Source organism: Bacillus sp. AK124 (assembly GCF_053903085.1).
Window position 1 is genome coordinate 2386637 of the sequence record NZ_CP096378.1, and the last position, 14359, is coordinate 2400995.

General features: G+C 46.1%; 14 protein-coding genes, 1 other RNA gene and 1 pseudogene. 3 read left to right on the forward strand and 13 right to left on the reverse strand.

Features of this window, described 5'->3' with window-relative positions; translation table 11 throughout:
- Positions 1-75: 75 nt before the first annotated feature.
- The 8 genes and pseudogenes from M1E06_RS11925 to M1E06_RS11960 form a co-directional block, all read right to left on the reverse strand.
- Positions 76-510, reverse strand: a complete 435-nt coding sequence (locus tag M1E06_RS11925; RefSeq protein WP_059231919.1) for a DUF2243 domain-containing protein — start codon at positions 508-510, stop codon at positions 76-78.
- A 171-nt stretch (positions 511-681) separates the two neighbouring features.
- Positions 682-2421, reverse strand: a complete 1740-nt coding sequence (locus M1E06_RS11930) for a hydantoinase B/oxoprolinase family protein (RefSeq protein ID WP_096748107.1) — start codon at positions 2419-2421, stop codon at positions 682-684.
- Positions 2418-3896: a hydantoinase B/oxoprolinase family protein gene (locus M1E06_RS11935; RefSeq protein WP_096748106.1), complete on the reverse strand. Its 1479-nt coding sequence runs from the start codon at positions 3894-3896 to the stop codon at positions 2418-2420. Before M1E06_RS11935 ends, M1E06_RS11930 begins: the two co-directional genes overlap by 4 nt.
- A complete protein-coding gene (locus tag M1E06_RS11940; protein WP_130569528.1) occupies positions 3893-5998 on the reverse strand; it encodes a hydantoinase/oxoprolinase family protein in 2106 nt (701 codons plus the stop codon). Before M1E06_RS11940 ends, M1E06_RS11935 begins: the two co-directional genes overlap by 4 nt.
- Positions 5999-6022: 24 nt before the next feature.
- The gene (locus tag M1E06_RS11945) at positions 6023-7372 is read right to left on the reverse strand and encodes a cytosine permease (protein WP_059231927.1); all 1350 of its coding nucleotides are present in this window, start codon (positions 7370-7372) and stop codon (positions 6023-6025) included.
- Between the two features lie 32 nt (positions 7373-7404).
- Positions 7405-7791: an OsmC family protein gene (locus M1E06_RS11950; RefSeq protein ID WP_020451518.1), complete on the reverse strand. Its 387-nt coding sequence runs from the start codon at positions 7789-7791 to the stop codon at positions 7405-7407.
- Between the two features lie 2 nt (positions 7792-7793).
- Positions 7794-8417 carry a TetR/AcrR family transcriptional regulator gene (locus M1E06_RS11955; protein ID WP_025811499.1) on the reverse strand — a complete coding sequence of 208 codons (624 nt, stop codon included), beginning with the start codon at positions 8415-8417 and terminating at the stop codon, positions 7794-7796.
- Between the two features lie 298 nt (positions 8418-8715).
- Positions 8716-8838: pseudogene (locus M1E06_RS11960) on the reverse strand (hypothetical protein); the annotation flags it as partial.
- Between the two features lie 442 nt (positions 8839-9280).
- Here M1E06_RS11960 and M1E06_RS11965 point away from each other — a divergent pair.
- Together M1E06_RS11965 and M1E06_RS11970 are read left to right on the forward strand one after the other, a co-directional pair.
- Positions 9281-9730 (forward strand): DMT family transporter, encoded by a 450-nt coding sequence (locus tag M1E06_RS11965; RefSeq protein WP_023857645.1) that lies wholly within the window; start codon positions 9281-9283, stop codon positions 9728-9730.
- Between the two features lie 21 nt (positions 9731-9751).
- Positions 9752-10237: a DMT family transporter gene (locus M1E06_RS11970; protein ID WP_020451514.1), complete on the forward strand. Its 486-nt coding sequence runs from the start codon at positions 9752-9754 to the stop codon at positions 10235-10237.
- A 173-nt stretch (positions 10238-10410) separates the two neighbouring features.
- On the opposite strand, the gene ssrS is transcribed toward M1E06_RS11970, so the two are convergent.
- Positions 10411-10594: non-coding RNA, 6S RNA (ssrS, locus tag M1E06_RS11975), on the reverse strand.
- 159 nt (positions 10595-10753) lie between these two features.
- Here ssrS and M1E06_RS11980 point away from each other — a divergent pair.
- The gene (locus tag M1E06_RS11980) at positions 10754-11515 is read left to right on the forward strand and encodes an N-acetylmuramoyl-L-alanine amidase (RefSeq protein WP_216904292.1); all 762 of its coding nucleotides are present in this window, start codon (positions 10754-10756) and stop codon (positions 11513-11515) included.
- Positions 11516-11569: 54 nt separating this feature from the next.
- Here the strand turns inward: M1E06_RS11980 and M1E06_RS11985 are convergent, their stop codons facing one another.
- The 4 genes from M1E06_RS11985 to sufU form a co-directional block, all read right to left on the reverse strand.
- Positions 11570-12544, reverse strand: a complete 975-nt coding sequence (locus tag M1E06_RS11985) for a DMT family transporter (protein WP_337819226.1) — start codon at positions 12542-12544, stop codon at positions 11570-11572.
- A 7-nt stretch (positions 12545-12551) separates the two neighbouring features.
- Complete coding sequence (locus tag M1E06_RS11990; RefSeq protein ID WP_041817443.1) at positions 12552-13217, reverse strand: GntR family transcriptional regulator; 666 nt, start codon at positions 13215-13217, stop codon at positions 12552-12554.
- 44 nt (positions 13218-13261) lie between these two features.
- Positions 13262-13693 (reverse strand): Fur family transcriptional regulator, encoded by a 432-nt coding sequence (locus M1E06_RS11995; protein WP_254114915.1) that lies wholly within the window; start codon positions 13691-13693, stop codon positions 13262-13264.
- A gap of 127 nt (positions 13694-13820) precedes the next feature.
- The gene (sufU, locus tag M1E06_RS12000) at positions 13821-14252 is read right to left on the reverse strand and encodes a Fe-S cluster assembly sulfur transfer protein SufU (protein ID WP_026579699.1); all 432 of its coding nucleotides are present in this window, start codon (positions 14250-14252) and stop codon (positions 13821-13823) included.
- Positions 14253-14359: the final 107 nt, after the last annotated feature.

Here is a 14359-nt window from a genome sequence, read left to right on the forward strand (position 1 = left end):
TTTGACAAAAACAGGGCAGGTCTTGTTGAAACCTGCGCTTTCCCGAGAAATAATTGTGCGAGTCAAACCAATTTTTCATTTCTGTTTGCCTTTTCTGTAGATCAGCCATCCGGCCAGAATGATCAAAAGGCCTGATGCGTCATAGGCAAGGTCGAATAAGAGGCGGTTCGGGCTTAGCGGGTTGACGTGGTGAATCTGAAGAAGATGATGATTGATGATGCCCTCGAGGAAATTAAACCAGCCCGCTCCAAGCAAAGAGGCTCCCCAAAAGATGTGCTGCGGCCGGCTGCTGCTCAAGTCACCTTTGTTCCACAACAGGATCCCGCCGATAAAAAGGATGACGAGCGAAAACAGATGGAACAGTCCGTCGCTCATAATTTGGTGAGAGCGGTCTGTGTCCATGTACACGCTGTGCCATTGAAGCAATTGGTGAAAAACGATGCCGTCGATCATGGCGATGATGCCGACACCGAACAGAAAAGGTCCCCAAAACGCTTTTTTGTTTTTCATATGATTTGTCCTCCTTTATTTGCTAATCTGTTATGTACCCGCCGGCTTAAAAGATCAAACCGGTTATGTTTACATTCTCTCTCGAAAGCGATTATCCTCTTTTTACCATATGAGTATTTAAAAAGCTGATCCGAAAAGGTGTCTTCATTCCTTTCAGATCAGCTTTTTTATTTATGAAAGGCGGGAAGCCCGCACACGTTTTGTTTCCATGTCGTTAATAGTAAGTGTCTCGGGGTCAATCACGACACCGTAATCTTGCAATGCTGATTCAATGCTGACAAACTCATTGAAGACGTCGTCCAGCACCTTTTCCGGTTCACGTTCCAGCGGATTTCCCCAGCCTCCGCCGCCTGCACGGTAAAATTGGATGATGCCGCCCGCAGGCATTTCGACTTCAAAAGCCGTTTCCGCGATCTCTCTGGCTTCGTCTGTTCCATACCCGACGATCACCTTGTTGCTTGGTGCATCACCTGCTCCGCAAAAGCCTTTTGTTGTATTTCGGACCCCTGCCATCATGACGCTTGTCCGGCTTTCTTTTAAGTGCTGGATCTGAACGTCCAACCCGGGGGTGCCTCTCCATCGGCCTGCTCCCGTAAAATCGCTCGTATATTCATGCTTTAATACACGGCTCGGGTATTGAACTTCAGTCATTTCAATCGATGGCAGAATAACTCCTGTCATAACGGGAGGATAAAGCCCCCATCCGTCCGTTTCGTATGCAGCCCCCGCACCGCCGGTATAGCCGTAAAAATTCAGGTTCACCCACGGCTTCCCGTCGTCGTATTTTCCGTGAGAATAAGCGAGAGGAAGCTTATGGGCGTTCACTCCGACGCGTTTTGGCGCACATTGGGAAATAGCCTCGAGAACAGCTTCGGCTATTTCTGCTCCTACGCACGCAGTCGCGTGTCCGCACGGTGCCGGCAGCTGCGGGTTCACAACTGTTCCTAATGGCGCAGTTACTGTTACCGGATTCATATATCCTTCATTGATCGGAATATCCTCATCACAGCAAGTCGAAATACCGACAAAAGCAAACGAAGTCGTATTTGAAAGCGGGCTGTTGATGAAGCCCTTTACTTGCGGGGAGGAGCCGGTAAAGTCAATGTGAAGATCGCTGCCTTTGACGGTCACCGTTGCGCGAACCTTAATATCGCGGTTGCCTTGAAAGTCGTGATCAGCAAATGTTTCACCGACATAGGTGCCGTCCGGCCAGCTGCTGATTTCATCGCGAACCCTGTTTTCTGTATATTGAATCCGGTTGTCAATGGCCGTAATCACCTTCTCGGCGCCATACTTATCCAGCATCGTTTGGATTCGGGAGGCAGCGACCTTGCATGCCCCGATCATCGCGTTTAAGTCGCCTTCAAGCCAATGGGAAAGCCGGTTGTTTGCAACGATTAAATCGAATACATCCCTGCGCTTTTCTCCCCGCTCATAAATTTTTAATGGCGGAATCCGCAGCCCGTCATGCCAAATGTCTTTTGAGCGCGGATTGTACCCTCCGGCAACCGGACCTCCATTATCGGCCATATGGCTTCGGACAGCAGGAAGCAGGATCGGCTTGCGATTATAAAAAACCGGCATGACGATCGTCCAGTCAAGGCTGTGTGAGCCTCCATGATACGGATCATTCACCAGAAGAATATCTCCGGGGTGAAGATCGTACCGAAAGGCGTCCAATAAATGGTCAACTGCGCCTACTACCGCATAAAGGTGCAGCGTACAGCCCGGGGCTTGCGCGACAAGACGCGATTTTTTGCCGGAAAGGTCAAAGACGCCCGTCGTAAAATCGTGCGCTTCGTTAAACAATGGTGAACGGGCCGTTCTCGTAACAGTGGCGCTCATTTCCCTGGCAACCGCATCAAGAGAACCGCCGACCACCTGTGATAGAATAAAGTCCTGATTAATCATAGCTGCTCCTCCTTTTGAGAGTACGTAAAGACGAGGAGCTCGCCTTTTTTCACATGTTGGTTTACCGTGCTTTCATAAAAGATTTCCTCACGATCTCCCGTTCTTGACAGAGATCCGTATTCTCCCCTTTCGCTAAAAGGCAGAAGAAGGTTGAAATAAATATCGTCCTCCTGGTTAAGCAGAGACACTTTCATTTCCTCCCCATTATCCGTCCACTCCCGGGAAACCATTTTAAAACCGTGGTAAAGCTCCAATTCCTCTGCAGAGACAAGCATCCGTTGACCAAATAAAGCAGGCGGCCCGAAGCCTTTTGAAGCTGAAGGATACCCGGGCGCCAGAACGATTGATTTCGTTTCGGCTTCCGCGCCAAGCTCCGGATAAAAAACGGCCTGCGGGCCTGTCCCGTAAATCGGCGGAAATTCTTCATTGGTCCCTTGTCCGTTTTGAATGGCTTTATATACCGCTTCAGCGATGAAATGGCCGGTAATGCTTGGAGCTAATGCTGTCGCTGCAGGAAATTCCGGATCCAAAATCGTTCCCAGCCTCGTCTTCGTTTGAAAAGGTTGAAGCGTTCCTTCATTGATCGGTATATCATCTGCAATCCTCGCCAGGAACGGCCAAACGGCAAACGCCTTCGTTAAAGCGGCAGGCGAATTAACCGGCTTTACGGATTGCGCCGATGATCTGCTCAAATCGATCTCAACCGCATCGTCCTTCTTTGAGATTTGCACATGAATTGTACTCTTGCTTCCTTTGGAAACTTCAAACTCTTGGACAGCGCTCATTTCAGTTTCAGGCAGGTGAGAGACATGATGCTCAACCCTTTTTCGGCTGTATTCAAACATGCCGTCGATCGATTCGGTCACTGTTTTTTGGCCGTAGCTGCCAAGAAACGTTTTCAATTGCTGTTTGGCGCCATGCAAACATGTATACATCGCTTCCAAATCCGCTTTAAAAGAAGCGGGCACCCGGCTGTTTGATAATAAGAAACGAAGAATATCGGTCTGCAGAACACCTTGCTTATAAAGCTTCACCGGCGTAATTCTAATATTTTCCTGCCATACTTCAAATGCATCGGGATGGAATCCGCCCGGATACTCGCCGGCCAAATCGATCATCTGAGCGCGGACAGCGGGGAAGAGTACGAGCTCCCCTTCAAGGAATAACGGCGCCGCCATTGTGAGCGACTGTCCTTTCGTTCCGCCGCTGTATGGATCTGCCACGAGCAACACATCTCCATCTGCGATATCAAATGAAAAATAGTCGAACAGATTTTCCACGCTGTCTTTTAAGGCGAACAAATGTTCAGGCTCATATTGATGTTGAACCGCGATTTTCAGCTCATTCGTAAAAATCGCTGTAGCAAATGCCCGGTCTTGCGAAAGCAAAGGAGAACGGGAGATTCGCTGCAAATTATCCCCGACTTCTCTGCCGATCGATTGGAGCTTGCGATAAAGAATTTGAGCTTGGATCATGCATTTCCACCTCTTGTCGCCTGTTGAGAATGCTTGACTTCGATGACACAGTTGCGGTATGAATCGATTAGAGCCTCATGTCCCGGATAAACAACAATGGTCGTACCCCACTGCTCAATAATGGCCGGACCGACAATCAGGTTGCCCGGCTCAAGCATTGATCCGTTGAAAATAGGCGTTTTCGTCGGTTCGATGTCAAAATACATAACGCGTTCACCGGATTTCGCTTTTGAAGGATCCTCCTGCTCAAACGGCTCCTCCTTCAGCTTTAACGGCTCTCTGACCCCAACCAGGTCAAGGCGGAGATTTAAAATTTCAATGTCGTGCTCAGGGTCTTTATGGGCAAACATTCTTTCATGAAGGTCATGGAAATCAGCAACTGTTGCTTCAAGATTCAATTCTGTAATCCTCCGCGTCCTTGATTTCACCGGTACGGTTACTTCATGGACTTCCCCGGCATAGCGCATATCGATAAAGCGGCGGGTTTCATATTGATTGGTGACCGATTGGCCTCCAAGTTTCTCGCGGGCCGTCTGTTCCATCTTTTCAAAATCGGCGTTCATCGCTTGCAAATCAACGTTTTTCAAACTTTCAAAGCGCGTCCGGAGCTCCGTTACTTTAAGGTTTGCTGCTACATCTCCGAGCGCACAAAAAACCGGGGCAAGGGACGGAACAATAACGGTTTTAATGCCGAGGTCTTCCGCCTGCTTGCCTGCATGGATGGCTCCCGCACCGCCTACAGCCATCAGGGCGAAGTTCCTTGGATCATGGCCTCGCTGTGTCGTCACAAAGTGGACTGCATTTGACATATCGCTATTGACGATTTGCGAGATCGCAAGCGCTGCTTCCACTGTCGAAATCCCGAGCGGTTCGGCAATTCGTGTACGGATCGCCTTTTCAGCCAGTGAACGGTCAAGCTTCATTTCTCCGCCTAGAAAGTTATCTGGGTTAATATAGCCTAAGAAAACATTCACGTCCGTAACAGTCGGTTCTTCTCCGCCTCTTCCGTAGCAGGCCGGCCCCGGATTGGAGCCTGCGCTTCGCGGACCGACTTGTAAAGCTCCGCCGCTATCAATCCAGGCGATGCTTCCGCCGCCGGAGCCGATCGTGTGGATATCCATCATTGGCAAAGCAACCCGGTATCTGCTGATCCAGTTTTCCGTCGTGATCGCCGGATTTAATTTTTCGATAACCGAGACATCATAGCTTGTTCCGCCCATGTCTACGGTAATGACGTTCTCGTAGCCTGACTTTTCACCGATAAAGGAAGCAGCTGTCACTCCTCCGGCGGGACCTGAGAGAAGGCCTCCTGCGGCAAACTTCCCGCTTTGAATGACATTTTGCACCCCGCCATTTGATTGCATGACAAACAGTTCTCCAGTAAATCCGTCTTCGCGAAGCCGTTCGTCAAGATGGTTCAAATAGCTTTGCATGGAAGGGCCTGTGAACGCATTGACAATGGTCGTGCTTACCCGTTCAAATTCCCGAATCTGCGGCAGCACTTCATATGATAACGATACAAACATGCCGGGAGCTTCCTCATGAATAATCTCTTTAACACGGATTTCATGTGAAGGATTCATGAAGCTGAACAGAAAGCACACAGCAACCGCCTCGATCCCCTCTTGGATAAACCCGCGGACTGCCTGGCGGACGGCTTCTTCATCAAGCTCAGTTACGACATTTCCTGTATGATCCAATCGTTCAGGAATCCCCACACGATACCTTCTTGGGACAATTTGATAAGGAGCTTCCAAGCGCGGAGAAAACACGCTTTCTTTGTACGCGCGGCGGAATTCGATTTCGTCCCGAAACCCATCCGTTGTGAGAAGCCCCACCTTTGCTCCGTTATATTCCAGCAAGGCATTAGTGGCAACTGTTGTTCCATGGACAACCAATGGACTATTGGCTAACAGATCCTTTACGTCTATTCCGATGATTTCAGCCATTTTTTTAATCCCGTTCATCACACCATCAGACTGGTCAGGGGTTGAAGGCGTCTTCGTCGAAACCATTTTTCCACCCTTGTTGACAGCCACTAAATCTGTAAACGTCCCGCCGACATCAATTCCAAATACCCATTGGTTTTTTTCATTCATCATTGAAAACCTTTCCTCCTTATCCGCTTAAAAACCAGACGATTCCTCTGTCACTTCTCCGATTTCGTAACGGAGATTTAATTTTGTGAAAATAAACGTAAAAATGATATAAATCAAAAATGCAAGTACAGTAGAGTTAATCGGCCCGATGCCGAACGTTATCTTTGAAGCGGTAAAACCTCCGATGATCACCGAAAGAATCGCCGCAACGTTCAGCTTCGAATAAGTTGTTCCAGCCCCGAATTGATAGTGTTTTTTCTTGATGACAGGTGCTGTGATCCAATGATCGGCGATCATCACTCCTGCGATCGGGGGAACATACAAACCTAAAAATGTTAAGAATGGCACAAACATATTTTGGACACCTAATAATGCAATAATAATTCCGATCACACCCATGATCGCCACAAGTGCTTTCTTAGGAATGTTCACAACATTGCGAAGCCCAAGAGATCCGGTATACAAATTGTTATCATTCGTCGTCCACTGCGCAAAAACGATGATGAAAAATGCCAAAAATCCAAGCCCAAGCTTGCTCATAGCGGCTGGAATATTCGGTGTTGACCCGATATCCGGAACATTCGCGGCAATGGCCATTGCCGCTCCTGCAACAAGACAGAAAACACCCCCAAGGAAATAACCTACAGACGCGCCTATTCCTCCTGAAACCACTCCTTTTGCATATCTTGTCACATCAGGAAAAACAACCGCACCCAATGCAGCATTTCCAACTACAATTGTAATTCCGGCAAATATCGTCATAGGGTCCCCTGTCGGATGAAACGTCAGCAAGTTATGCCAGCTTCCAGAATAATTGACAGCACTCACAATGCCCCATATAGAAAAGATCACGACTAAAGGTACAGCGATAAAGCTTAAAGCGGCAAGTCCGCGATATCCTATAAAAGCGGTAAGTATCATTAAAATGCCGCCCCAAACGATGGCGACTTCAGGCTTTGCAAGCCAAACACCCGGAAACATTTCAGAAATGGTCGTGCCGAAAAAAGCAACCTGCCAGCCAAACCAGCCGATTCCCAGCGTCAGCGCCAAGATGATTCCAAAAAGGCCCGATCCGTAGCGTCCAAAAGCCTGACGGGCAAGAACGGTTGTCGATATTCCGTATTTTGCACCCATTACACCTTGAAAAAAGCCATAGACCGCAAGAATCAGCATACCTAAGACGGCAGCCAAAACGGCGTGCGCAAAATTCAATCCCTGGATCAGCGCTCCTCCAGTCACAATCGTCGACAATGAGATAATCCAGGCACAGCTTGTAATCGTAATGTTAAAAATCGATTTTCTTTTATTTTCAGGCACTGATGTAACAGCAAAATCATCAGCATTTGTATAGGAAGGTTTTTTACTGTTGTTTTCCATTTTCATGCTCCTTCGTTTCATCATGTAGGTTGTTACACCATATTCGTATCAATCGTTACCCCTCGTTTTAACGTATTGCCGATTGTACATGCCCTTTCAGCAGAGGTGATTAATTTCTTTTTATAGTCGGTCGGAAGATGCTCGGGCAATTTGACGCTAACCGTACATTTTTCAACACGGGACGGGCCATCGGGCGCTTTAGCGGCGGAAACAGAAACTGAAAATTCATCCTCCTGCACTTCTATGCCGTCCCTTTCAAACATCCTTTGCAAAGAAATGGTGATACACATCCCTAATGAAGCTTCCAACAGCTCAATCGGCGAAAGGCCGTCTGAATTCGGAGTGAAAGACCCCTTGGCCTGCATACCGGCTTCATGAAAAATCCCAAACTCTCCATTTGTTTTTTGAATAATAGACAAGTTTAATTCCTCCTTTGGCCAATCAGCCCGAAAAATTCAAAATGAACCAATTCTTCAGTCATTTCATCAACTGAAAACTTGGGGACATAATTCAGATCATGCTTTGGCCCAAACAGCCATTTTGATAGTGTGCCCAACACAAGACTTGTTAACATGGTGGCCTGCAGATCAGTATTATGGGAGGAATTTAGCATGCCAAGCTCTGTAGCCCTTTGGATGTTCTTTTTAAATGCTTGTTCAACACTGATCAGCGCCTCTTCGATTGCCTCCCTGATTTCCGGATCGGCGCCTTGTCCCTTGACTAATAAAAACGTCATTAAGTTTCGGTTCTCCTGTGCAAACGTAAAAATTCTTTTCATAAGGGCTGTCGTGGATTGGATCATGTCATCTGTAAGAGCAAACGTCTGCCTGTAGCCTTGATGAATGGCTGCAAGAAGGTTTTCTTTCCCCTTGTCTATGATTTCCTTGGCGATTTCTTCTTTGCTTTTGAAGTGCCAGTAAAAAGTTCCCTGTGCAACGCCAGCCTGTTTTACGATGTCTGATATTTTTGTCGCATGATATCCTTTCGTAGCAAAAATCTCAAGCGCGATATGTAGCAATTCTTCTCTTGTATCCGTATTTCCCAAGTGTTTCCCTCCTTACCCTCAATCTCGATTGACAAGTCAGTCAGTTTTAGGGCCGTTAATCCTATTGGATTTGTAAGAATAATCTTATACAATGTTTTTTTCCTAGTCAAGTTGCTAACCTTTCCATTTTTCGCGCAATTACAAAATATGAGCAAAGCAAAACCTCTATTTCATTCTTTCATCCCTCTCACGGCCACTGGATCAAACGGCTTTCGGTTTATTTTTTCAAGAGATTTACAGTTTCATCGACTAATTCTAATAACGTTTTTTTATGATGTGATGATGAAACTTTTTGATGATCTAATTCCCGCAGCCTCGAATAAATGTCTTTCCGCTCATTTTGGAGTTCGCGTATGGCTTGTATCTCGGCATTGTTCAGTTGTTCCAGTCTTAATCGGAGCGCCTCTCTTTCGTTGAACACGTTCCCACCCCCTAACAAAATATTACTTGTAGTTTATAGGACTTTTTTCAGTTTAACAATTCTTCTTTCATGAAAATTTGCTTGTACGATTTGGATGAGCTGAATTTTGCCGGGATTCCAACTTGCTTTTTATGGAGAGATTTTACGGCTTTGAACACGAGGAACCGGACTTACAAAAACCAAAGAGAACTCAGCCGGAGTCCTCTTTGGTTTTTTTATCGCTACATCACCTTATTGAATCTCAAAATCTTCTTGAAACATGATTTTCAAAAAAGAAAAACATGATATAGATACAAAGCTGCAAATTTTGAATTCTTTTCATCAATCAGCACTTGCATCATGAACTCCTTTTCGCCAAAATACAAAGTGTCCCTCAAAAACAACAAGACTTTCAGCTTTGAAATAATCGTTCCAATTACCGCAAAAAGGAGTTTTTAAAAATATGATCATTTTAATACTTATAGCCGGGATTTTGGCCGGAATGGCCATTCCTGTTCAAACCTCAATTAATTCACGGCTAGGCATGAAGATCGGGTCTCCTTACGGGGCGGCGGCCATATCTTTTTTTGCCGGTACGCTTATCCTGGTCATTGTCGCCTTAGTGACAGAGCGCCATTTTTTGTCTATCATCGGACTTCTCCCTTCCATCCCCTTGTGGATCCTCATTGGAGGCGGATGTTTAGGCGTTTTTTATTTAACTTCAAATATTTTGTTGCTTCCGCGTCTTGGATCAGCACTGACAGTTGTCGTCACTTTGCTTGGACAGATGGTGATGGCTCTGGCCATCGATCACTTCGGATGGTTTCATATTCCCGTTCATGAATTAAACTTTCCTAGAATCATCGGCATTTTGTTCATCATCTCCGGGGTTTTCATTATCAAAAAATATTAATAGCAAGGGAGTTCATCACCGATGAAAAACAACACTATGAACGTTTTTCTTTACATGATGCTCGGGCTTTTTGCCGGAATGGCATCACCGATTCAAACATCTATTAATTCAGAGCTGAGAAATGCTCTCCAATCACCTTTTATCGCTTCACTTATTTCGTTTTTGGTTGGAATGGTCATTCTTCTCTTTCTTACGTCGATCATTGAACATCGGCGGTTATTTCATTTAAACAATTTACATACAGCAAAAACCTTTATCACGGGCAGCCCTTGGTGGCTCTGGACTGGCGGAATACTTGGCGTCATCTTTATCACATCCAATATTTTGCTTTTGCCGATTGTCGGAGCGTCACTTACTGTTGTTTTGGCTTTAAGCGGCCAAATGATCATCGCCCTCATCATCGATCATTTTGGCTGGTTCGGAACCCCCAAACACCGCTTAAATGTGCAGCGCATGCTGGGAATTGTCCTGATGATCACGGGAATTATCATCATTCAGCATTTTTGATGCCAGTCATTTTTGCACCTTCTACTTGCTGGAATTCAGGCATTCGTTTTTCTTTAAAATGAATAAAAGGGCGGTGTCCGCCCTTTATTTACAGCAAGTTAGTTTACATAAAACATTTACAGTAAACCGATTTTAAGCAAATAAAAAAAGCCATTTTATTCAAATGACTTAAGTGAAGTGCTGCAATTGCCGTATGCAAGTAAGAAAGTTTTAAACCACACTCCTCAAAGTGGGTGTCTGCAGAAACGTTCCTGTCGTCCTTTCGAGGAAGGCATGACATTCCGGTTCCGATATAAAACTCCCTATTACAGCTTAAAGGTTAAAACTTAATTATCATTACGTACAATGCAGCGTAATTGAATTATATGATAAAAACATTAAAAATGCAACCTCTTGCCTGAAGAGAATATGACGCTCTATAATAAGTTGAATATTTACAAAATTCTGCAATATCGTGGCGTTCGTACAACCCTTCATGTCCATCTGTTCATAGACTGTCTATTGAGGTGATGTCTTGTGGTAAAAATTTTTATCGATCCCGGCCATGGCGGGACTGATACAGGTGCTTCAGCTAATGGTTTGCAAGAAAAACAGTTAACATTGCAAACCGCCTTGGCTTTAAGAAACATGCTGCTGAATGAATATCAAAATGTTTCAGTCCTGTTGAGCAGGACAAGCGACCAAACCGTCAGTCTGACGCAACGCACGAACGCCGCGAACAGCTGGGGAGCGGACTACTTTCTATCGATTCACATGAATGCCGGGGGCGGGACAGGTTTCGAGGATTACATTTATCCCGGCGTCGGCGCACCTACCACCACCTATCGGGATATCATGCATGAAGAGATTTTAAAAGTTGTCGATTTCAGGGATCGCGGCAAGAAAACGGCCAATTTTCATGTTCTAAGAGAAACAGCCATGCCCGCACTCCTTACGGAAAATGGCTTTGTAGACAATACAAGCGACGCCGAGAAACTGAAGTCTTCCGCGTTTATTCAATCCATTGCCAGAGGCCACGCCAACGGACTCGCAAGGGCATTTAACCTTTCCAAAAACGCAGCATCTCTCTATAAAGTGCAGATCGGCGCTTTCAGGACCAAAGCCAATGCCGATTCGCTTGCCGCTCAAGCGGAAGCGAAAGGGTTTGATGCCCTTGTGATTTACAGGGACAGCCTTTACAAAGTGCAAATTGGCGCTTTTTCTTCAAAAGAAAATGCCGAAGCGCTCGTTCAGCAAGCCAAAAACGCCGGATTTGACGCTTTCATTTACCAGGAATAGGGACAATCATCAAGAAAAGCCCGCGATCTGTCTCGTATAGATCGCAGGCTTTTTTCATGCTTTTGCAGCTTTACTTTGAATCGCCGGCTTTTGCGTTTGATTCGATGCATGGCTGTTCAACACCATTCCGATAATCACAAGTGCCATGCCGCTCCATGAGATGGCACCAGGAAGCGGACTTGAAAGAAGCAAAATTTCACCAGCGGCAGCAAACAGCACTTCAAACGATTGTGTGGCCTCGACAGCCCCTAATTTTCGCATATCCCCTTTTACAAGATCGGTTGCGGCAAAGAACAGCACAGTTGCGCATATTCCGGAAAAGACAGCCACCAAACCTGACTGAATGACTTGTCCCCGGCTGGGCGCACCCGCCGATGCCAGCCCGTACAGTGAGAGGATCAGCCAAAACGGAAGGCTTGCCAACGTCATCCCCAATACCCGCTGATAAGCATCAAGGCGCCCGGCGCATGCTTCCATCATTTTTCTGTTCCCGAGCGGATATGCAAATGAAGCCAACATAACCGGCACAACGAACAGCAGCATCTCATGCAAAGAAAGCTGTGCCGCATGCTCAGCCTGCATCAGCGCCACCCCGATTAAAATGATCAACGACATCGCCAGCCCTTTATAGGGAATTTTGCCCCTCATCTGTACGGGACCTGTTTTTGTTTGGATGGTTTCGTAAAAAAGCGGCGCCAAAAGGGAGCCGGAAATAATCGTGATTTGCCATGTTCCTGCGATCAGCCAGCCCGGCCCGTAAGCCGCCGCAAAACAGAGTGGCGCATAAAAGAGGCCGAAGCCGACGATGCTCCATCTCAGCCAAATGCCCGGTGCTTTTTTGATTTCCTGAAAAAGTTCTTTTACGTTCCCCCTCAGCCAGACAATGACAAATAAAAGAGGCGCCATAAAGATAAATCTTAGCGATGCGCTCCAGATCCAGCTTCCACCTTCAAGCTCCATCGCCCTGTTTAAAACGAATGTAAAAGCAAAAAAGAAGGCTGCAAAAACGCCCAGTATAATCGGCCTCACAATCCCCTCACTCCTTTTCCTGATGTCCGGCCAATCGGTCTCCGAGACTGAGCCAGTTTTCCTCGGCAAGCTTGATGGCCGCATTCCGATCCCCCTGTCTGCAGGCATCGATGATGTTCTGATGCTGTTCGACAGATTTCAAGCTGCCGATCGAGGAAAACTGCGACATCTCAAGGCGGTAAATTTTTGAAGAAATTCTCTCCAATGCCCGGGTAATTTCCGGGTTTTTTGATGCTTGTAAAAACACCTCATGAAAAGCAGCATCCGATTCGATTGCTTCGATAATGTCTTCTTTTTGAATCGCTTGCTGCAACGTTTGATTATGCCTCTCCAGTTGATCAAGGTCTGAATCCATTAAAAAAGGAAACGACAGCTTGACAGCCAGCGCATGCAGTGCTGCAGTGACTGTAAAAGCGTGTTCAGCTTCCTCGCGATTTAACGGTGCTACACGTGTTGCTGAACCCGGAACAGTTTCAACAAGTCCTTCATCTTCCAGTCGTTTGAGCGCCTCCCTGACAGGTGTGCGGCTGATACCAAACTGCTCTGCAAGCTCCTGATCATGCAGACGCTCCCCCGGCTTTAGTTCCAAATGTACGATGGTGCGCTTCAGCGTTTGATACACTTCTTCCCGAAGCGAAATTCGTTTGATTCGTTTAATGTTATTTTTCATCATAAAACCAATATATCGGATTTTGGTTTTATGCACAACCAAATTTTTTATCTAACCCCTTTCTCTTTAGCGGCGTATTTTCTTTTCGCCTGGCAATCTTTGCAGATGCCGTACAGTTCCAATCGGTGATGTGTCACTTTAAATCCGGTCAGCCGTGCCGCAATGTCTTTTACTTTCTCCAGTTGCGGACAATGAAAATCGACGATTTTCCCGCATACTTCGCATATGACATGATCATGTTCCTCTAGAGCCAGATCAAAACGAAGCGGATCGGTAAACCCCATTTCTTTTATAAGGCCCTCTTGTTTAAAATAGCGGATGGTGTTGTATATCGTCGCTGTACTGACGGCAGGATATATCTCCCTCAATGATTGTTGAATTTCAGCTATTGTGGGGTGGTTCCTGTTGGCTAAAAAATAATGGTAGATGGCCAGCCGCTGCGGCGTCATTCGAATGCCTTTCCGTTTAAGCTGCGCCATCGCTTCCTGCTTTACATTCGTTTCGTTTTCGATACCTCTTTCGTCACTGCCCCTTTTTTCCCTTGAATCTTCCGATATTCTTTGCCTGGCTGCCTTAGAAACGGAGTGCTTTAGATGTGATGTTCATTTAATAAACGTTCTCCTTGATCCGATCGAGCGCCTGCCAAGGCATCAGGGCACAGTTATGGCGGGCCCGTAACGGATGGACGCCAATCAGGGAAACGGCATCTCCCAGCAGATCCTCTGCCGGTTCTTCTCCTTTTCTGATCATATTTTCCATCGCTTCACGCATTAGCCCGGCTTCTTTTAACGTCTTTCCTTTTATCAGTTCAGTCATGATTGATGAGGAAGCCATGCTGATGCTGCACCCATCTCCGATAAAAGCTGCGTCTTCGATCTTTTCATTTTTAATGTCGATAAACAAAGTCATCACATCACCGCATGTTGGATTTTTGTAATGGACGTAATACACGCCGTGTTTATCGATTTTTCGAAAATTTCGCCTGTATCTTGCATGATCCATAATGACGGACCGATACAGCTCTTCCAGTTTCGGCATGAAATGATGCTCCTTCCCTTTTAAACAGTTTATTTTGGTTGAAAGAACAAACGGATTTAGTTATACTTCCGTTATTAAATCGTAATTATTACGATTTAATAATAACC